The organism is Amycolatopsis vancoresmycina, from assembly GCF_000716785.1.
GTDB classification, from domain to species: domain Bacteria; phylum Actinomycetota; class Actinomycetes; order Mycobacteriales; family Pseudonocardiaceae; genus Amycolatopsis; species Amycolatopsis vancoresmycina.
Genome location: NZ_JNYY01000029.1, coordinates 63366 through 82366 on the forward strand (window position 1 = coordinate 63366; position 19001 = coordinate 82366).

Consider the following 19001-nt stretch of genomic DNA (forward strand, 5'->3'; position numbering starts at 1 on the left):
CGTGATCAGGACACACTCGGCGGGCGGGGACTTCGGCCCCCTGCGTGCCGAGTTTTCGCTGCCGGAGTCGTTCGGGCCCGAGGTGCTGGCCGAGGCGGAGGCGGCGGTCCTCGACCCGCTCGCCAGCGCGGGCCCCCGCGAGGACGCGACGGACCTTCCCTTCGTCACCATCGACCCGCCCGGGTCCAAGGACCTCGACCAGGCGATGGTCGTCGAGAAGACCGCGCACGGCTTCCGCGTGCACTACGCCATCGCCGACCTCGCCGCGTTCGTCCCGCCCGGCGGCGCGCTCGACCGCGAATCCCGCCTGCGCGGGCAGACGCTCTACCTGCCCGACGGCAACGTCCCGCTGCACCCGCCGGTGCTCTCCGAAGGCGCGGCGAGCCTGCTGCCCGGCGAGGTCCGGCCCGCGGTGCTCTGGACCATCGAGACCGACGACGCCGGCGAGCCGACCGCCACCCGCGTCCGCCGCGCGCTGGTCCGGTCCACCGAGCAGTTCGACTACGAGACGGTGCAGGCCGCGCTCGACGCCGGGAACCCGCACCCGTCGGTGGCCGCGCTGCCGGAGCTGGGACGGCGGCGGCGCGAGCTGGCCGTCCGGCGCGGCGCGGTCGAGCTGCAGCTGCCGGAGCAGGAGATCACCGGCGACCCGGACGGCGGCTGGGTGCTCGCCCGCCGCCCGCGCACCGCCGTCGACGCGTGGAACGCCGAGATTTCGCTGCTCACCGGGATGGCCGCGGCGCGGATCATGCTCGACGCGCGGATCGGCGTCCTCCGGACGTTGCCCGACCCGGAACCGGAGGCCGTCGACTGGCTGCGCCGCTCGGCCGAAGCGCTGGGCATCGCCTGGGCGCCGGGAGCGACCGTGTCGGAGTTCCTGTCCCGATTGGACCCGGGCCAGCCGGCGTCGATGGCCCTCTACGCCGACACGACCCGGCTGCTGCGCGGCGCGGGCTACACGGCGTTCGACGGCGAGCTGCCGTCGCTGACGACGCACGCGGGCATCGGCGGCGCGTACGCGCACGTCACGGCGCCGATCCGGCGGCTGGTCGACCGGTTCGCCACGGAGATCTGCCTCGCCGTCTCGGCCGGCCGCGAGGTCCCGGCGTGGGTGCGGGCGGCGCTGGCGGACGTCCCGGAGCGGATGAGCGCGTCGGACGCGCTGGCCGCGAAGGTCGAACGGGCGTGCATCGACCAGGTCGAGGCGTGGGTGCTGGCTGAGCACGTCGGCGGCGAGTTCAGCGCGGTGGTGCTGCGCGCGGACGAGAACAAGGCGGAGATCCTGGTCGAGGACCCGACGGTGATGGCGAAGTGCGCGGGGGAGCGGCTGACCGCGGGCGAGCGGATCGCGGTCCGGCTCACCGCGGTCGACGTCGAGAAGCGGAAGGTGTCGTTCGAGCGCGCATGACGTACCTCGTCGACGACCTCGGAGAACCGGTGCCGGTGCGCGGCCCGGCTTCCCGAGTCGTGTCCCTGGTGCCGTCACTGACCGAAGCGGTCGAGGTCAGCGCACCCGGCCGCCTCGCCGGCGCGACGGACTACTGCACCCATCCGTCCACTTTGGACGTCACACGGGTGGGTGGCTCGAAGTACCCGAAGCTGGACCGGGTGCTCGACCTGGCGCCGGACCTGGTGCTGGCCAACGCGGAGGAGAACCGCCCGGAGGACGTGGAACGCCTGCGCGCCAACGGAATCCCGGTCTGGGTGATGGCCGCGGCGGCGACGGTCCCGGCGGCGCTGGGGTCATTGCGGCGGATCCTGACGCAGGCGTACGAACTGGACGAGCCGGAGTGGCTGGTCACGGCGGAGGAGGTCTGGCGCGAGACCCGGCCGGTCCGGTTCCACGCGGTGGTGCCGGTGTGGCGCAAGCCGTGGATAGTGCTGGGCCGCGACACGTTCGCGGGGGAAGTCCTGCGCCGGCTGGGCGTGGCGAACGCGTACGCGACGGCGGAGGAGCGCTACCCGCGCCCGGACGTGGAGGAACTGCGGGCCCGGTTCGCGGCGGACGCGGACCTGCTGGTGCTGCCGGACGAGCCGTACGTGTTCACCGAGGAGGACGGCCCGGACCACTTCCCGGAGGCGCGGTACGTCCTGGTCTCGGGGCGGTACCTCACGTGGTACGGCCCGTCCCTCGTCGAGGCGCACGAGGCTCTCACCGCCGTGCTGGCCGGGCTCTGAGGGCCGGTCGGCGAGTCGGTTCGCGAGCAGCGCGGGTCCGTGCGCGGGGTTCAGCCAGATCCGCAGCCGCCTGCGGCTCCACCGGGAGAGCCGCAGCGACTGCTCGACGTAGCCGGCAGGCTTCGCCTGGCGCGGGGCCGCCCACGGGCTCAGCGGGCCGTCCACGTCGAGCAGGATCAGCGGTCTCACACGGCTTACAGCGTCAGACCCGTCAGGACCGTTACCCGCTCCTCCGTGAAGTCCGCCATCGCCGCCGCGGGGCCTTCACGGCCCACGCCCGAGTCCTTCACCCCGCCGTACGGCATCTGGTCCGCGCGGAAGCTCGGCACGTCACCCACGATCACGCCCCCCACCTGCAAGGCCGCTGACACCTCGAACGCCGTCGGCAGATCGCGCGTGAACACGCCCGCCTGCAGCCCGAACCGGGACGCGTTGATCCGCTCGACCCCCTCCGCCACCGAGGACACCCGGACCAGCGAAACCACCGGCCCGAACACCTCCTCCGCCATCACCGACGCGTCCTCGGGCACGTCCGCGAGCACCGTCGGCTCCACCGTCGCCCCCGACTGACCGCCGCCGGTGAGCAGCGTCGCGCCCGACGAAACCGCCTCGGAAACCCAAGCGGCAACCCGGGAAGCCGCGTCGAGGTTGATCAGCGGCCCGACGTCGACACCGTCAGCACGCGGATCGCCCACCCCCAGCGCGCGGACCTGGGAAAGGACCTTCTCGGTCAGAGCGTCGTAAACGGAGTCGTGGACGTACACCCGCTGCACCGAGATGCACGACTGCCCCGCCTGGTACATCGCGAACGTCGCGATGCGCTGGGCCGCGAAGTCCAGGTCCGGCCAATCCGGACAGACCAGGACCGCCGCGTTGCCGCCCAGTTCCAGTGCCACGTGCTTGCGGGGCACGCGGTCGCGGATCGCCCAGCCCACCGGGACCGAACCCGTGAACGACACCACCGGCAGCCGCGGGTCCTCGACCAGCTGCGACGACGTCTCGTTGTCCACCGGCAGGATCGACCACGAGCCCGCCGGGAGGTCCGTCGCGGCCAGGATCTCGCCCAGCAGCAACGCCGTCAGCGGGGTCGCCGGCGCGGGCTTGAGCACGATCGGGGCGCCTGCCGCGATCGCCGGGGCCACCTTGTGCGCCACCAGGTTCAGCGGGAAGTTGAACGGCGTGATGCCCAGCACCGGCCCGCGCGGCACGCGCCGGACCAGGGCCAGCCGTCCGGTGCCGCCCGCGTCCGTGTCCAGGCGCTGCAGTTCGCCCGAGAACCGGCGGGCCTCCTCCGCCGCCCAGCGGAACGTCGACACCGCGCGCCCCACCTCGCCGCGGGCCCACTTCAGGGGCTTGCCCGACTCCGCCGTGATCAACGCGGCGATCTCTTCGGACCGCTCACCCAGGGAACGGGACACGTGGTCCAGCGCACCGGCACGGACGTGCGCGGGCAGCGTGGCGAACTCGGCGGCGACGTCGGCCGCGGCCTGGACCGCGGCTTCGACGTCCGCCGCCGACGGGACGAAGTGCGACCCGGCGGACGAGCCGTCGAACGGGTGGTGGACGACGGCCGTCGCACCGGCGGTCACCGGCTTGCCGGCGATCCAGAACGGGAAGGTCATGCGCGGGCCTCCGTGCGGACAGCGTGCTCGAGGACCGAGAGGCCCTCGTCGAGCAGGTCGTTGGACAGGGACAGCGGCGGCAGCAGCCGGACGACGTTGCCGTAGGTGCCGCAGGTCAGCACGACCACGCCGGCCCGGTGGCAGGCCGCCGCGACGCGCTTGGTCAGGTCGGCGTCCGGTTCCGCGGTGCCCGGCCGGACGAACTCCGCGGCCAGCATCGCGCCGCGCCCGCGGACGTCGCCGATCACGCCGGTCTCGGCGGCCAGCGCCCGCAGCCGGGGCAGGACGACACCTTCGACGCGCTTGGCCGACGCCGCGAGGTCCTCGTTCTTCATCGTCTCGATCGAGCCCAGCGCCGCGGCGCAGGCGATCGGGTTGCCGCCGTACGTGCCGCCGAGGCCGCCCGGTGGCACCGCGTCCAGCAGGGAAGCGCGGCCGGTGACGGCGGACAGCGGCAGCCCGCCCGCGATGCCCTTGGCCGTCGCGATCAGGTCCGGCACCACGTCCTCGTCGGCCGAGGCGAACCAGGACCCGGTGCGGCAGAAGCCTGTCTGGACCTCGTCCGCGACGAACACGACGCCGTTTTCGCGGCACCACGCCGAAATCGCGGGCAGGAAGCCCCGCGCGGGCTCGATGAAGCCGCCCTCGCCCTGGATGGGCTCCAAGACGACCGCCGCCACCTGATCGCCGCCGATCTGCTTCTCGATCCGGTCGATGGCCAGCGCGGCCGCTTCGGGGCCGGACAGGCCGTCGCGGAACGGGTACGAGCCCGGCACGCGGTAGACCTCGGGCGCGAACGGCCCGAAGCCGTGCTTGTAGGGCACGGACTTCGCGGTCATGCCCATCGTGAGGTTGGTGCGGCCGTGGTAGGCGTGGTCGAACACGACGACGGCCTGGCGCCCGGTCGCCACCCGCGCGATCTTCACGGCGTTCTCGACGGCTTCGGCGCCGGAGTTGAACAGCACCGACTTCTTCGCGTGGTCGCCCGGCGTCAGCTCGGCCAGTGCTTCGCAGACCTCGACGTACCCCTCGTACGGCGTGACCATGAAACACGTGTGGGTGAACCAGCACGCCTGCTTGCGGACGCGGTCGACGACGGCCGGTGCGGAGTGCCCGACGTTGGTCACCGCGATGCCGGAGCCGAAGTCGATCAGGACGTTGCCGTCGGCGTCGGTGAGCAGGCCGCCGCTGGCGGAGGTGACGAAGACGGGCAGCACCGAGCTGACCCCGGCGGCGACGGCGGCGACGCGCCGCTCCTGCAGCTCGCGCGAGAGCGGGCCGGGGATCTCGGTGCGCAGCCTGCGCTGCCGGGGTGCCGGGGCCTGCGGCCCGGCGGTGGTGCTTGCGGTCACGGCGTGCTCCTGGGAAGTCGGTGGACGTCCTCAGGATGAATCCCGCGGCGACCGTCGTCAGCTGGCCGTTCTGTCCATTTCGGCGCGTACGATTGGCCGTTATGGCACTCACCCTGGCCGGCCTGGCCGCCGAGCGCCCGCTCGGGCTGCGGGTGCTGACCGGCGACGACCTCCTGGACCGCCCGATCGGCTGGGTCCACCCGACCGAGCTGACCGACCCGCAGGCGTTCCTCGAGGGCGGCGAGCTGCTGCTCACCACCGGCCTGGCCCTGGACGAAGAGACGTCGCCGGCCTACGTGCGCCGCCTGGTCGGCACCGGGGTGGCGGCCCTCGGCTTCGGCGTCGGCCTGAGCCACGAGTTCGTGCCACGCTCACTCGTGGCGACGGCGGGCGAGGTCGGGCTGCCGGTGCTGGAGGTTCCGCGCGAGACGCCGTTCATCGCGATCACCCGGGCGGTTTCGCGGGCGGTGGCGGCCGACGAGTACGCGACGACGGTCCGGATCGGCCGCGCGCAGCAGGAGCTGACCCGCACGGCGGTCGGCCGGAGCGGCCCGGCGGGGGTGCTGCGCAAGCTGGCGAAGCTGGTCGACGGCTGGGTGCTGCTCTTCGACCGGACAACCGTCAGCGAAGCAGCTCCGGCGAGTGCGCGCGCGTACGGCCCTTCGCTGCGCGAAGAGCTGGAGCGCCTTCGCACCGGCACGCGAGTCGTCGCGCTGGAGGGGCAGGAGGTCGTGCTGCAGACCCTCGACACCGGCGCACGCCGGGTGCTCGCCGTCGGCGCGGCACTCGACACGGCGGGACGGCACATCGTCAACACGGCGGTTTCGGTGCTTTCCCTGGCGCTGGAACAGGATCGCGCGCAAGCGGCGGCGCGGGAGGCGTTGCGGACCGGGCTGCTGGAGCTGCTGGTGGGCGGCCAGGCCGAGCTGGCGCTGCGGGTGCTCGCCGCTTCCGGGGCCGAGGCGCCGGCCGCGCCGTGGTCGGTGCTGGTGTTCGCCGGCCCGCCGGCCGCGCGGCGCAAGCTGCTCGGCGCGCTGGAAAACGAGCCGGTTTTCGCCGCGCGGCACGGCTCGACGGTGGTCGCGATCGGCGCCGCCGACGTCGTGACGGACGCGGCGCTGCGGGTCGGCGGCCTGCACGGGGGCCTGGCCGGCCCGGTGACCGCGGCGGGCTTCGCGGCCGGGCTGGAACAGGCGGAACTGGCGTGCCGGGTGGCGGAGGCCGAGGGCAAGGCCCTGGTGTCGGCGGCCGAGCACTCGGCGCGCGGCCTGCTGTCCCTCATCGACCCGGTGGTGGCCCACATCTACGGCGAGAACCTGCTGGCCCCGCTGCGCCGCCACGACGAGACGGGCCGCGGCGACCTGGAGACGTCGCTGCGCTGCTGGCTGGAGCACCACGGCCACTGGGACGTCGCCGCGGCGCGCCTCGGCGTCCACCGGCACACCCTGCGGAACCGGATCACCAAGGCGCAGGAGCTGCTGGGCCGCGACCTGGACTCACCGGGCGTCCGCGCGGAGCTCTGGGTCGCGCTGCAGACCTAGGTCCAGCAAGGCCCGGCTCAGCGTGGTGGCCCACGGTCGCGCGGGAACCACCGGGATGCCCTGTTCGACGGCCCGCGCCGCCAGCCAGTCGCCGTAGCGGGCGCTGGCCTCGGCCCGGCTTCGCTGCTCGCCTTCGTGTGGTTCACGCTCAAGGTAGTTGGCTACCAGCTGAGCGGGGTCGGGCTCGTGCAGGAACACCGCGCGGACGCGGCCCTCGGCCGCCTGGCCGTCGAACGAGTCCTGTGCGGCCAGCGCGGGCAGCAGGTAGTCGCCCTCGATGACGACCGGGGTATCGGTCTCCAGGTGGTTGCCGATCACCGCCTCCAACGCCGGCTGCAGCGCCTCGGCGATCGCCGCCTGCAGCTCGACGACGCGCGAGACGGGCAGGCGGCCGGCGTCCGGGTGGGTGTCCCAGTGGTGCAGCAGCGGTTGCTGCTCCGGGGTGGTCATCCGCTGCACGGCGAGGACCAGGTCGTCCACCTCGACGATCGGGACCCCGTACCGCCGCGCCAGCGGATAAGCGACCCGGCTCTTGCCGGTGCCGGACGCGCCGCCCAGCAGCAGCACCCGCCAGTCACGTCCGGGCACTTCTCAGGCCCCGGTCACCAGCACGATCGGCGAGTCCCCGCAGCGCCGCAGGCCGGGGCCCGGCTCCGCGCCCGCCGACCACCACGCCGGGACGTCGGCCTCGCGCACCAGGGACCCCGTCGGCTGCCGGACGCTGTTGGACACGATCACCCGGCCCTGCGCGTTCAGCAGCGCCGCCCCGCGCCCCAGCGCACGCAACCGCGGCCGGACCGCCCGCTCGAACTCGCGCACGTAGACGTCCGCGCCCACTACGCCTGCGAAGGCGCCGGAGCGGAACACCGGGATCGTGAACGTCAGCGTGTACTCGTCGGTGCACAGGTAGTCGACGTAAGGGCCGTTGATGTGCCGCCGCCCGGTGTCGCGCGGGACGGTGAACCACGACTGGCGCGTGTAGTCCAGGAAGTTCTCGCTCGCCGGGTCGAGGCTGATGAACAGCTGGGCCGGGGGAGACCCGGCCGTCCACCACTCGAAGCCGAACTCCGAATCGGCGAGCACGTGCGGCGCGCTGACGAAGCCCGCGCCGATGATCAGGCCGCCGAGCGCCTCGGTGACCTGCGGCCGGATCCGGTGCAGCGCGGCCGCGGCCGGGGCGTCCGCCAGTACCGACTCGGCCGCCGCCAGCAACGGCTTCAGCCGGCCGAAGACCCCTTCCACCAACGCCGAGACCTGCTCGACGACCTCGTCGCCGGCCAGCGTGCGGGTGTCGTTCACGGTGCTCACCTCGATGCGCGGATTGTGCCGGAGTTTACGGGGCGAGCAAGTCGAGGTGAACGTCCGCGAGCCGGTCGAGCGCGGCCAGCAGGTGCTCCTCCGTGAGTTTGCGGGCCAGTTCGCCGTCCGCGGCGGAAATCGCCTTGGTGATCGCCGCGTGTTCCTCGCACGAAGGCGTCGCCGGCCCGAGCGGCAACCACAGCAGCCCGCCGAGTTCGCTCTGCAGGTGGACCTCTTCGTGCGTGAGCCGCGGCGACTGCGCGGCCGCCGCGACCTCCAGGTGGAACTGCCGCTCGGCCCGGGTGAAGTCGATGCCGTGGGCCGTGCGGAGGTCGTCGGCTGCCAGCCGCAGCCGGGCGACGTCTTCGGGGGAGCTGCGCTCGGCGGCGAGCTTCGCGGCGGCCCCGGCGATCGCCAGGTAGTGGTCGCCTACGTCCCGCAGGTCCGACAGCGACACCTCGGCCAGCCGCGCGCGCCAGGCGTCCGGCGGCGGGTTGGCCGGCGCGCGGACGAAGCTGCCGCCGCTGCGGCCCCGGCGCGTCTCGACCAGGCCCTGCTGCCGCAGCGCCACCAGCGCCTCCCGGACCGTCACGGTCGAGACGCCGAACTGGGCGGCCAGGTCGGCCTCGCTGGGCAGCTGCTCTTCGTCGGCCAGCAGGCCGAGCGTGATGGCGTCGACCAGCCGAGCCGCCACCGCTTCCGCCCGGCCGACCTGGCCGAGCGGCGCGAACATGGCGGATCGCGCGCTGTGCGACATGCCCTTGCGCATCGTGCCCCTTCGCCGGACTACCCGTTCGCACCAATCTTGCCTGATCCTCTTGTCCTATTACATATGGACTTATATGTTTTAGCTCCCGCCAGCACCGAGGAGTCACCGTGCAGGAGCTGAAGCACTACGTCGGCGGCGCGTACGTCGAGTCCAAGTCGGGCCGGACCGCGGAGATCATCGACCCGGTCACCGGGCGCCCCTACTGCACCGCCCCGATCGCCGGGCCCGAAGACGTCGACAACGCGCTGCAGGTCGCCGCGACCGCGTTCGAGACCTGGCGGGAGACGACCCCCGCCCAGCGCCAGCTCGCGCTGCTCAAGCTCGCCGACGCCCTCGAAGCCCGCGCGGAGGAGCTGGTCCGGGCCGAGTCCGCCAACACCGGCAAGCCGATCGCGCTCACCATGGCCGAAGAAATCCCGATGGTCCTCGATCAGGTCCGCTTCTTCGCCGGGGCCGCGCGCGTGCTCGAAGGCCGGGCCGCGGGCGAGTACCTGGAAGGCCACACGTCCTTCGTGCGCCGCGAACCCGTCGGCGTCTGCGCGCAGGTCACGCCGTGGAACTACCCGCTGCTGATGGCCATCTGGAAGATCGCGCCCGCGCTCGCGGCCGGCAACACGGTCGTGCTCAAGCCGTCCGACACCACCCCGGCGTCCACGCTGCTGCTGGCCGAGATCGCCGGCGAGTTCTTCCCGCCCGGCGTGTTCAACGTGGTCTGCGGCGACCGCGACACCGGCCGCGCGCTGGTCGAGCACGACATCCCGGCCATGGTGTCGATCACCGGCTCGGTCCGGGCCGGCATCGAGGTCGCGAAGTCCGCTGCCAACGACGTCAAGCGCGTGCACCTCGAGCTCGGCGGCAAGGCGCCGGTCATCGTCTTCGCCGACGCCGACCTCGAAGCCGCCGCCGAGGCCATCGCCGTCGCGGGGTACTTCAACGCGGGCCAGGACTGCACGGCCGCCACGCGCGTGCTGGTCGCCGACGACGTGCACGACACCTTCGTCGCCGCGCTCACCCGGCAGGCCCAGCACACCAGGACCGGCAAGCCGGACGACGAAGACGTCGCCTACGGCCCGCTGAACAACGCCGCCCAGCTCGAAAAGGTGGCCGGTTTCATCGACCGGCTGCCCGCGCACGCGACCGTCCACTGTGGAGGACACCGCGCCGGCGACGAAGGCTACTTCTACGAGGCGACCGTCGTCTCCGGGCTCCGGCAGGACGACGAAGCCATCCAGAACGAGATCTTCGGCCCGGTCATCACCGTCCAGCGGTTCTCCGGCGAAGCCGAAGCCCTGAAGCTGGCGAACGGCGTCCAGTACGCCCTCGCGTCCTCGGTCTGGACCCGCGACCACCAGCGCGCGATGCGCGCCGCCGCGAAGCTCGACTTCGGCTGCGTCTGGATCAACACGCACATCCCCCTGGTCGCCGAGATGCCGCACGGCGGGTTCAAGAAGTCCGGCTACGGCAAGGACCTCTCCCTCTACGGCCTCGAGGACTACACGCGCGTCAAGCACGTGATGAGCGCTCTGTGAGGCTGGCCGTGCCCAACCAATCGCCGAACCAAGCCCCGTCCGGGACCCGGGAAGAGCCCGCGGCGCCGGAAAGCACGCGCCCGGCGATCCGGCTTTCCGGGCTGCGCAAGCACTTCGGCGACGTCCACGCGGTCGACGGCGTCGACCTCGACATCCCGCGCGGCGAGTTCTTCTCGATGCTCGGCCCGTCCGGCTCCGGCAAGACGACAGTGCTGCGGATGATCGCCGGGTTCGAGCTGCCCACCGAGGGCACGATCGAGCTCGACGGCCACGACGTCAGCCGGCTCGCGCCGTTCGAGCGGGACGTCAACACGGTGTTCCAGGACTACGCGCTGTTCCCGCACATGTCGGTGCAGCAGAACGTCGAGTACGGCCTGCGCGTCAAGCGCGTGCCGAAGCACGAACGCCGGGAGCGCGCGCTCGAGGCGTTGAAGACCGTGCGGCTGGAGGACTACGGCTCGCGCAAGCCCACGCAGCTGTCCGGCGGCCAGCGCCAGCGCGTCGCCCTCGCTCGCGCGCTGGTCAACCGGCCCCAGGTGCTGCTGCTCGACGAGCCGCTCGGCGCGCTCGACCTCAAGCTGCGCCAGGCGATGCAGCTGGAGCTCAAGCAGATCCAGCGCGACGTCGGCATCACGTTCGTCTTCGTCACCCACGACCAGGACGAAGCGCTCACCATGAGCGACCGGATCGCGGTGTTCAACGACGGCAAGATCGAGCAGGTCGGGCCGCCCGAGGAGGTCTACGAACGGCCCGCGAGCGCGTTCGTCGCCGGGTTCGTCGGCACATCGAACCTGCTGGGCGGCCGCGGCGCGGAGACCGTCATCGGCCGGCCGGGGCTGTTCAGCATCCGGCCGGAGAAGATCCGCATCGACGGCGAGCTGTCCGAACCCGCCGCGGCCGGGGACACCAGCGCGACCGGCACGGTCACCGACGTCGTCTACGCCGGGGCCACCGTGCGGTACGCCGTCGCGCTCGACGCGGGGGGACAGCTTTCGGTCGTCCGGCAGAACACCGGCGACGCGGTTTTCGCCGACGGGCGCGTCCGCTTGAGCTGGCGCGGCGAACACAGCTTCCAGGTCCAGTAGTTCCCAGAAGGGTTGCCATGAAGAACAGGAAGACGCGGCTCGCCGGGATCCTCGGCGCCAGCCTGCTGTTGGCTGCATGTGGCACGTCCGGCTCGAACTCCGCCGCGCCGCCGGGCGCGCAGGGCTTCACGCCGCCGAAGCTCGAAGCGCTGAAGGCGCTCGGGCAGCCGGAAGGGCAGCTGAACGTCCTGGCCTGGCCGGGGTACGCGGAGAACGGCTCGAACGACCCGAAGGTCAACTGGGTGACGCCGTTCGAGCAGCAGACCGGCTGCAAGGTGAACGTCAAGCCGTTCGGCACGTCCGACGAGGCCGTGACGCTGATGAAGACCGGCCAGTACGACGTCGTGTCGGCCTCGGGTGACGCGTCGCTGCGGCTCGTCGCCTCCGGGGACGCCGAGCCGGTGAACACCGACCTCGTGCCGAACTACAACGACGTCCAGCCGTTCCTCAAGGGCAAGTCGTGGAACAGCGTGAACGGGACGGCGTACGGCATCCCGCACGGCTGGGGCGCGAACCTGCTGACCTGGCGCACCGACAAGGTGACCCCGGCGCCGACGTCGTGGTCGGTGATGTTCGACGCGAACTCGCCCTACAAGGGCAAGGTGATCGCCTACGACTCGCCGATCTACCTCGCCGACGCCGCCCTGTACCTGATGGCGCACCAGCCGGACCTCGGCATCAAGAACCCGTACGCCCTCGACGACAAGCAGTTCACCGCCGCGGTGAACCTGCTCAAGCAGCAGCGGCCGCTGGTGTCCGAGTACTGGTCGGACTACCTCAAGGAGTCGCAGGCGCTGAAGAACGGCGACGCCGTCGTCGGCACCGCCTGGCAGGTCACGGTCAACCTGACCAAGGGCGAAGGCGCGGCGCTCGAGGCCGCCGTGCCGAGCGAAGGTGCCACCGGGTGGTCGGACACCTGGATGGTCGCGGCGAAGTCGGCGCACAAGACGTGCGCGTACAGGTGGCTCGACTACATCATCAGCCCGAAGGTCAACGCCCAGGTCGCCGAGTACTTCGGCGAGGCGCCGGCGAACACCAAGGCGTGCGCGGAGATGACGGACAAGACGCTGTGCGACACCTACCACGCCAGCGACGCCGGGTACGCGGCGAAGATCGCCTACTGGACCACGCCGATCCCGCAGTGCCTCGACGGCCGCACGGACGTCAAGTGCAAGGACTACGGCGAGTGGACGAAGGCCTGGACCGAAATCAAGGGCTGACCCCTCAGACCCCGGACGCGGCGGGCTGTGTCCCCCCACTCCGCCCGCCGCGTCCGGACCCGTCGTGAGTGGTAAGGCGGGTTAGAACCCGCCTTACCACTCACGACAACTTGCACCGACGGGAAGGTGACATGACCGCGCTCTCGGCCTTCTTCTACCGGAAACCCAAGCTGCGCCTGGGTTTCCTGCTCTCGGCGCCGCTGCTTTGGCTCGGCCTCGCCTACCTGGGCGCGCTGGCCGCGCTGTTCGTCACGGCGTTCTGGCACACCGACGCCTTCACCGGCCAGGTCGTCATCGACTGGTCCCTGGACAACTTCAGGACGTTGTTCACCGACGCCGTCTACCGCACGATCACCTTCCGCACGGTCGGGATCGCGGCGCTGGTCACGGTGATCGACGCGGTCATCGCGTTCCCGATGGCCTACGCGATGGCCAAGCTGGCTTCGCCGCGCACGCAGCGGATCCTCGTGATCGCGGTGATGACCCCGCTGTGGGCGAGCTACCTGGTGAAGGCGTACGCGTGGCGCTCGATGCTGTCCGGCAACGGCGCCCTGAGCTGGCTTTCGCCCGGCTACGGCGTCACGGCGACGATCATGACGCTGTCGTACCTCTGGCTGCCGTACATGATCCTGCCGATCTACGCGGGCCTCGACCGGCTGCCGGACTCCCTGGTGGACGCGTCCGGCGACCTCGGCGCCCGCTCGTTCCGGACGTTCCGCTCGGTGATCCTGCCGCTGACGTTCCCGGCGATCGTGGCGGGCTCGATCTTCACGTTTTCGCTGTCGCTGGGCGACTACATCGCGGTGAAGATCGTCGGCGGCACGTCCCAGATGCTCGGCAACGTCGTCTACGACAACATCGGCGCGGCCAACAACCTCCCGTTCGCGGCGACGGTGGCGACCGTGCCGGTCGTGATCATGCTCGCGTACCTGGCCGCGGTGCGCCGCACCGGCGCGCTGGACAACCTCTAGGAGCGCGCATGCGCAAGCTGTTGTGGACGGCGCTGGGGCTCGGCCTGGCGGTGATCTACTTCCCGCTGGTGGTGGTGCTGCTCAACTCGGTCAACGCGGACACGACGTTCGGCTGGCCGCCGTCGCGGTTCACCCTGGAGTGGTGGAGCCGCGCGGCGTCCAACGAAGGGGCGTTGCACGCGCTGTGGACGAGCGTGCAGGCGGGCCTGGCGGCGACGGCGATCGCCCTGGTCCTCGGCACGATGGCGGCGTTCGCGTTGCAGCGCTACCGGTTCTTCGGCCGCAACCCGGTGTCGCTGCTGATCATCCTGCCGATCGCGCTGCCGGGGATCGTCACGGGCATCGCGCTGAACAACGCGTTCCGGACGATCCTCGGCATCGACCTCGGCCTGCTGACGGCGATCATCGCGCACGCGACCTTCTGCATCGTGGTGGTGTTCAACAACGTGGTCGCACGCCTGAGGCGGATGGGCGGCAACCTCGAGGAGGCGTCGATGGACCTCGGCGCAACGGGCTTCACGACGTTCCGCCTGGTGACGTTCCCGATGCTGCGCTCGGCCCTGCTGGCGGGCGGCCTGCTGGCGTTCGCCCTGTCGTTCGACGAGATCATCGTGACGACGTTCACCCTGGGCACGGGCATGGAGACACTGCCGATCTGGATCTACGACAACCTGTTCCGGCCGAACCAGGCCCCGATCGTGAACGTGGTGGCGGCGGTCCTGATCGTGGCATCGACGGTCCCGGTGTACCTGGCGCAACGCCTTTCCGGCGACACGGCTTCGGGCGGCCGGCTCTAGTGCACCGACCGGATCGTGCCGCCGTCGACGCGGATCGTCGCGCCGCTCACGTACGCCGCTGCCGGGCTCACCAGGTAGCCGACCGCCGCCGCGATCTCCTCGGGGCGGCCCAGGCGCCCGATGTCGTTGGGCACCAGGTTGCGGGCCGCCGCGCGCTCGATGTCCTGCCACTCCGTGCCCCAGCCGTGGGCCGGGGCGATTTCCGTGAGCAGTTCGCGCACCGAGTCGACCAGGATCGCGCCGGGGGAGACCACGTTCGACGTCACGCCGGTACCCGCCAGGTCCCGGGCCAGTGACACCGCGAGGTTGTGCCGCGCGGCCAGCGTCGCCGTGTAGTGCGGCTGCATGGCCAGTGGCTGGATCGCCAGGCCGCCGCCGATCTGGATCACCCGGCCCCAGCCGCGTTCGCGCATGCCCGGCACGCACCGGTGGATCAGCCGGACCGCCGAGACGACGTTCGCCTCGTACATCGCGGTCCAGTCCGCCGGCGTCGCGTCGGCCCACCCGAGGTGGTCGTACGCGCCGGCGTTGTTGACCAGGATGTCGACGTCACCCGCGGCCGACGCGACCGCGTCCGCGCCCGCGTCGGTCGACAAATCGCCAAGGGTGACCCCGGCCGCGCCGATCGACGCCGCCACCTTCTCCGCGCGGGCCGCGTTCCGGCCGTGCACGACGACAGCCGCGCCTTCCGCGGCCAGCAGCCGCGCGATCGCCTCGCCGAGCCCGGCGCTGGATCCGGTGACCAAAGCGCGTTTACCAGCGATTTCGAGATCCATGAAACACCTTCCGTGGAGGTATACACCTGTAGACTTAGGACAAGTCTACACTCGTATACATGAGACCCCGCAACGCCGCCGCGACCCGGGAAGCGATCTTGGCGTCCGCGCTCGAAGCGTTCACCCGGGCCGGCTACGACGGCGTCGGCGTGCGCGAGATCGCCGAATCCGCCGGCGTCACGGCGATGCTGGTCAACCGCTACTTCGGGTCGAAGGAAGGGCTCTTCGCCGAGGTCGTCGACGCGGCGATGACCGAGCGGACCGTGCTCACCGGCGACCCGGCGACCCTCGCCGCCGACCTCGCGGCCTCGCTCGTGCGCCGGACCGCCCCCGGAGCCGAGCGGCTCGACCCGTTCCTGCTGGTCCTGCGTTCGGCGGCCAACCCACGTGCCGCCGAAATCCTGCGGGCGGGCATCGAACGGCACGTCGAGCGGCACCTGACCGAACTGCTTCCGGAGCAGGAGGCGGCCGGTCCGGCGCTGGCCCTGTCGGTGATCGCCGGGTTCTGGCTGATGCGCACCCTCATCGGCAGCACCGCGCTCGCGGAAGCGGGCGAAGCCGTGCTGCGGCGCAAGCTCGAGCAGGTGTTCGCGGTGCTACTCGCGGAATGAATCCGTCGCGGCCCGCAACGCGGCCAGCACGCCCGGGTCCGTCGCCGCGTGCCCGGCGCCTTCGAGCAGCTTCAGCTCCGAACCCGGCCACGCCCGGTGCAGCTCGTACGCCGTGACCGGCGGGCACACCGTGTCGTAGCGGCCCTGGACGATCACCCCGGGGATGCCCGCGAGCTTGCCCGCGTCGCGGATCAGCTGCCCGTCGCCGAGCCAGGCGCCGTGGCGGAAGTAGTGGACCGCGAGCCGCGCGAACGTCAGCGCGAACGCCGGGTCCGCGTACTGGCGGACGAACGACTCCTGCGGCACCACCGAAACCGTCGCGCCCTCCCACGTGCTCCACGCCACCGCCGCGCGGTGCCGGACCTCCTCGGCCGGGTCGTCGAGCAGTTCGGCGTACGCCGCCAGCGGGTCGTCGCGGCGAGACACGGGGAGCGGGGCCAGGAACGCCTCCCACTCGCGCGGGAACAGGTGGGCGGCGCCGCCGCGGTAGATCCAGTCCAGTTCGCTCTGCCGGACCGTGAACACGCCCCGCAGGACGATTTCGCTGACCCGCGAAGGGTGCGTCTCGGCGTACGCGAGGGCCAGCGTCGCGCCCCACGAGCCGCCGAACACCTGCCAGCGTTCGATGCCGAGCCGGTCGCGCAGGATCTCCATGTCGGCGACCAGGTGCCACAGGGTGTTCGCCGTGAGGTCGTGCGCGCCCGGCGTCGACGCGCCGGACCCGCGCTGGTCGAACTGGAGGATCCGGTAGGCGGCCGGGTCGAAGTGCCGCCGGGACATCGGGGCGATCCCGCTGCCGGGGCCGCCGTGCAGCACCACGACCGGCTTCCCGGCCGGGTTTCCCGCCTCCTGGCACCGGATCCGGTGTCCGTCGCCGATGTCCAGGAAACCTTCGGCGCGCGGCCCGATCGGCGGGTAGAGCTCCTCCATGCCCGTCACTGTGCCGCAGAGCCTCGGCCGCAGCTCCGACACCCCGCCGCCGAGAGCCGGAGCTGCGGCCAAGAAAGGTGGGGACCCGCCCCCGCCGCCGGGCTGAGCGGGTCCCCGGTCCGTGACGCGTCAGCGGCGGGGAGCCGCTTCCGCGAATCTCGAGGGGCCGGCGAGTCCGAAGCCGTCGGAGTGGTCACGACGGCCGGCGATCCGCACACGCATTTCCCGTCCTCCTCGTCGAGGTTCGATGCTTCGTCGTGGCGGCGACGGGCTAAACGCTAAGCCACGAGTCGAACACCAGTCAAGAACATGATTGATGTTCATGCATGTGAACGCCAGCTGTGTGGACGCTGAGCTGGGCCATCCCCCTTGCCCCGTGCTTACGAAAGGGCCGGTACTTTCCGGTGTCGGGATTGTCGATAAAGGGGTACGGAATGTCCGCGGTGACCTATGTCGAGGCGATTGTCGTCGGGGCATTGCAAGGGGTGTCGGAATTGTTTCCGGTGTCCAGTCTCGGCCATAGCATCCTGCTGCCGGCCTGGCTCGGCGGCTCGTGGCAGCGCGATCTGAGCATCGGCAAGGATTCGCCGTACCTGGCGGTGCTGGTGGCGATGCACGTCGCCACCGCGCTCGCGCTGGTGCTGTTCTTCCGGAAGGACTGGGTGCGGATCATCGGCGGGCTGTGGACGTCGATCCGCCGGCGCGAGGTGCGCACACCGGACCAGCGGCTCGCCTGGCTGCTGGTGCTCGCCACCATCCCGGTCGGCCTGGCCGGCCTGCTCTTCGAGAGCCTGCTGCGCGACTTCCTCGGCAAGCCGGTCCCGGCGGCGATCTTCCTCGCGCTCAACGGCGGTGTCCTCTACGCCGCCGAGAAGTTCTCCCGGCCGGGCAAGGCCGCCGCCGAAGAGGACACAGTGGACTTTTCGGCCGAGGACACGATGGTGATGCGGGCGGTCTCCGTCGAGGAGGCGACCGACGTCCGGCTGGCGAAGCTGCGGGTCGGCGAGGCCGTGCTGATCGGCGCCGCGCAGATCCTCGCCCTGCTGCCGGGCATCAGCCGCTCGGGCATCACGATGGTCGCCGGCCTGCGCCGCGGCCTCGGCCACGAGGACGCCGCGCGGTTCGCGTTCCTGCTCGCCACGCCGGTGATCCTCGCCGCGGGCGTGCTCAAGATGCCGACGCTGTTCGCCCCGGAAAACCACGCTTCGCTCGGGCCGGCGCTCGTCGGCAGCGTCATCGCCGGGGTCGCTTCGTACATTTCTGTCCGGTTCCTCACCGGATACTTCGAGACGCGCACGCTGACCCCGTTCGCCATTTACTGCGTGGTCGCCGGAATCGGCAGCCTGATCTTCTTCGCGGTCTGACGTGCCGCTGACGTTCGACGCCCCGGCGCTCGGCTGCGTGCTCGTCCTGGGCACGCTGTACGTCCGCGCGGCCCGCGGCCGCGGCTGGCCGCCGGGCCGGACGACGGCGTTCCTCGCCGGGCTCGCGACGATCGTCGTCGTCACCTGCTCCCCGCTGGCCGCCTACGACACGACCTTCTTCTGGGTCCGCGCGGTCCAGACGGTCACCCTGCTGATGGTCACGCCGCTGCTGCTGGCGCTGGGCGCGCCCGTCCGGCTGCTCCTGGACAGCCTCCCGCGCGCCGCGTGGCTGCGGCGGCACGGCCGTGGTCCGCTCGCCCGCGCGCTGACGTTCCCGCCGGTCGTCACGGTCGTCCTGGTCGCGCCGGTGCTGGTGCTGTACCTGACTCCGCTCTACGACCTCACGCTGCGCGCACCGCTCGTGGACGGCCTCGTGCGGCTCGTCCTCGTGCTGGCCGGGTTCACGTACTTCTGGACGCGCCTGGGCCTCGATCCGACGCCGCGGGAGGACCCGCACCTGGTGTCGGTGTGGATCGCGTTCGCCGAGGTGATCTTCGACGGCGCGCTCGGCCTGGTCCTGTGGCTGGGCCCGCTGCTCGCGCCGGCGCACTACGCGGCCGCGCACCCGGGCTGGGGCCCCGACCCGCGCACCGACCAGATCATCGGCGCGGGCGTGCTGTGGATCGGCGGCGACGTCGCCGGCCTGCCGTTCGTCGTCGCGTTGTTCGTGCGGTGGGCCCGCGACGACGAACGGCGGGCGGAACAGATCGACGCCAAGCTGGACGAGGCGCCGCCGACCGGGTTGTGGTGGGAGAACGACCCGGCGCTCGCGGAACGGTTCAAGCGCCGGTGACCGGCCTAGGGCGTGTCCTGTAAGCGGTTGAGCTGGGTCTCTGGTAGCTATGCGCGGTGGTTGGTCGCGGTGAGTTGACGGATAAGGCGTGGGCGGTGATCGAG

18 protein-coding genes are annotated in these 19001 nt (G+C 71.8%); 11 read left to right on the forward strand and 7 right to left on the reverse strand.

The window, feature by feature from the left end:
- Position 1 precedes the first annotated feature (1 nt).
- Together OO60_RS41010 and OO60_RS41015 are read left to right on the forward strand one after the other, a co-directional pair.
- Positions 2-1408 (forward strand): RNB domain-containing ribonuclease, encoded by a 1407-nt coding sequence (locus tag OO60_RS41010; RefSeq protein ID WP_033263395.1) that lies wholly within the window; start codon positions 2-4, stop codon positions 1406-1408.
- Entirely contained in the window at positions 1405-2178 is a 774-nt protein-coding gene (locus OO60_RS41015) for a helical backbone metal receptor (protein WP_004558702.1), read from the forward strand. Before OO60_RS41010 ends, OO60_RS41015 begins: the two co-directional genes overlap by 4 nt.
- 194 nt (positions 2179-2372) lie before the next feature.
- On the opposite strand, the gene OO60_RS41020 is transcribed toward OO60_RS41015, so the two are convergent.
- The gene (locus tag OO60_RS41020; protein WP_004558703.1) at positions 2373-3800 is read right to left on the reverse strand and encodes an aldehyde dehydrogenase family protein; all 1428 of its coding nucleotides are present in this window, start codon (positions 3798-3800) and stop codon (positions 2373-2375) included.
- Positions 3797-5152: a 4-aminobutyrate--2-oxoglutarate transaminase gene (gene gabT, locus OO60_RS41025; RefSeq protein WP_004558704.1), complete on the reverse strand. Its 1356-nt coding sequence runs from the start codon at positions 5150-5152 to the stop codon at positions 3797-3799. Before gabT ends, OO60_RS41020 begins: the two co-directional genes overlap by 4 nt.
- A gap of 101 nt (positions 5153-5253) precedes the next feature.
- Here gabT and OO60_RS41030 point away from each other — a divergent pair, with 101 nt between their 5' ends.
- Positions 5254-6693, forward strand: coding sequence for a PucR family transcriptional regulator (locus OO60_RS41030; RefSeq protein WP_033263396.1), 1440 nt, complete (start codon positions 5254-5256; stop codon positions 6691-6693).
- On the opposite strand, the gene OO60_RS41035 is transcribed toward OO60_RS41030, so the two are convergent.
- From OO60_RS41035 to OO60_RS41045, 3 genes are read right to left on the reverse strand one after another with little or no spacing between them, the layout of a single operon-like run.
- Positions 6649-7281, reverse strand: coding sequence for a hypothetical protein (locus tag OO60_RS41035; protein ID WP_205624260.1), 633 nt, complete (start codon positions 7279-7281; stop codon positions 6649-6651). The genes OO60_RS41030 and OO60_RS41035 overlap by 45 nt on opposite strands.
- 3 nt (positions 7282-7284) lie before the next feature.
- A complete protein-coding gene (locus tag OO60_RS41040) occupies positions 7285-7992 on the reverse strand; it encodes a cache domain-containing protein (protein WP_004559645.1) in 708 nt (235 codons plus the stop codon).
- 34 nt (positions 7993-8026) lie between these two features.
- The gene (locus OO60_RS41045) at positions 8027-8761 is read right to left on the reverse strand and encodes a FadR/GntR family transcriptional regulator (RefSeq protein WP_004559644.1); all 735 of its coding nucleotides are present in this window, start codon (positions 8759-8761) and stop codon (positions 8027-8029) included.
- Positions 8762-8868: 107 nt separating this feature from the next.
- Here OO60_RS41045 and OO60_RS41050 point away from each other — a divergent pair, with 107 nt between their 5' ends.
- The 5 genes from OO60_RS41050 (at position 8869) to OO60_RS41070 (ending at position 14363) form a co-directional block, all read left to right on the forward strand.
- Positions 8869-10290, forward strand: a complete 1422-nt coding sequence (locus tag OO60_RS41050) for a gamma-aminobutyraldehyde dehydrogenase (protein WP_004559643.1) — start codon at positions 8869-8871, stop codon at positions 10288-10290.
- Between the two features lie 8 nt (positions 10291-10298).
- Entirely contained in the window at positions 10299-11375 is a 1077-nt protein-coding gene (locus tag OO60_RS41055; RefSeq protein WP_420835586.1) for an ABC transporter ATP-binding protein, read from the forward strand.
- Positions 11376-11392: 17 nt separating this feature from the next.
- Entirely contained in the window at positions 11393-12595 is a 1203-nt protein-coding gene (locus tag OO60_RS41060; protein ID WP_004559641.1) for an ABC transporter substrate-binding protein, read from the forward strand.
- 131 nt (positions 12596-12726) lie between these two features.
- A complete protein-coding gene (locus OO60_RS41065) occupies positions 12727-13566 on the forward strand; it encodes an ABC transporter permease (RefSeq protein WP_004559640.1) in 840 nt (279 codons plus the stop codon).
- An 8-nt stretch (positions 13567-13574) separates the two neighbouring features.
- Positions 13575-14363 carry an ABC transporter permease gene (locus OO60_RS41070; RefSeq protein ID WP_004559639.1) on the forward strand — a complete coding sequence of 263 codons (789 nt, stop codon included), beginning with the start codon at positions 13575-13577 and terminating at the stop codon, positions 14361-14363.
- Here the strand turns inward: OO60_RS41070 and OO60_RS41075 are convergent.
- Complete coding sequence (locus tag OO60_RS41075) at positions 14360-15139, reverse strand: SDR family NAD(P)-dependent oxidoreductase (protein ID WP_004559638.1); 780 nt, start codon at positions 15137-15139, stop codon at positions 14360-14362. The two genes, OO60_RS41070 and OO60_RS41075, sit on opposite strands and share 4 nt — an antisense overlap.
- 59 nt (positions 15140-15198) lie before the next feature.
- Between OO60_RS41075 and OO60_RS41080 the strand changes: the two genes are divergently transcribed.
- Complete coding sequence (locus tag OO60_RS41080; protein WP_004559637.1) at positions 15199-15750, forward strand: TetR/AcrR family transcriptional regulator; 552 nt, start codon at positions 15199-15201, stop codon at positions 15748-15750.
- On the opposite strand, the gene pip is transcribed toward OO60_RS41080, so the two are convergent.
- Entirely contained in the window at positions 15736-16680 is a 945-nt protein-coding gene (pip, locus tag OO60_RS41085) for a prolyl aminopeptidase (protein ID WP_004559636.1), read from the reverse strand. The genes OO60_RS41080 and pip overlap by 15 nt on opposite strands.
- Before the next feature lie 434 nt (positions 16681-17114).
- On the opposite strand from pip, the gene OO60_RS41090 reads away from it, so the two are divergent.
- Together OO60_RS41090 and OO60_RS41095 are read left to right on the forward strand one after the other, a co-directional pair.
- Complete coding sequence (locus tag OO60_RS41090) at positions 17115-18044, forward strand: undecaprenyl-diphosphate phosphatase (protein ID WP_033263397.1); 930 nt, start codon at positions 17115-17117, stop codon at positions 18042-18044.
- Between the two features lies 1 nt (position 18045).
- On the forward strand, positions 18046-18897 hold the full coding sequence (locus tag OO60_RS41095; RefSeq protein ID WP_033263398.1) for a cytochrome c oxidase assembly protein: 852 nt from the start codon (positions 18046-18048) through the stop codon (positions 18895-18897).
- Positions 18898-19001 lie beyond the last annotated feature (104 nt).

Coding starts and splice junctions, on each gene's coding strand:
- OO60_RS41060 (WP_004559641.1), top strand. CDS start 11,393: ATGAAGAACAGGAAGACGCGGCTCGCCGGGATCCTCGGCGCCAGCCTG.
- OO60_RS41045 (WP_004559644.1), bottom strand. CDS start 8,761: ATGCGCAAGGGCATGTCGCACAGCGCGCGATCCGCCATGTTCGCGCCG.
- OO60_RS41015 (WP_004558702.1), top strand. CDS start 1,405: ATGACGTACCTCGTCGACGACCTCGGAGAACCGGTGCCGGTGCGCGGC.
- OO60_RS41020 (WP_004558703.1), bottom strand. CDS start 3,800: ATGACCTTCCCGTTCTGGATCGCCGGCAAGCCGGTGACCGCCGGTGCG.
- OO60_RS41075 (WP_004559638.1), bottom strand. CDS start 15,139: ATGGATCTCGAAATCGCTGGTAAACGCGCTTTGGTCACCGGATCCAGC.
- OO60_RS41065 (WP_004559640.1), top strand. CDS start 12,727: ATGACCGCGCTCTCGGCCTTCTTCTACCGGAAACCCAAGCTGCGCCTG.
- OO60_RS41090 (WP_033263397.1), top strand. CDS start 17,115: ATGTCCGCGGTGACCTATGTCGAGGCGATTGTCGTCGGGGCATTGCAA.
- pip (WP_004559636.1), bottom strand. CDS start 16,680: ATGGAGGAGCTCTACCCGCCGATCGGGCCGCGCGCCGAAGGTTTCCTG.
- OO60_RS41030 (WP_033263396.1), top strand. CDS start 5,254: ATGGCACTCACCCTGGCCGGCCTGGCCGCCGAGCGCCCGCTCGGGCTG.
- OO60_RS41080 (WP_004559637.1), top strand. CDS start 15,199: ATGAGACCCCGCAACGCCGCCGCGACCCGGGAAGCGATCTTGGCGTCC.
- OO60_RS41070 (WP_004559639.1), top strand. CDS start 13,575: ATGCGCAAGCTGTTGTGGACGGCGCTGGGGCTCGGCCTGGCGGTGATC.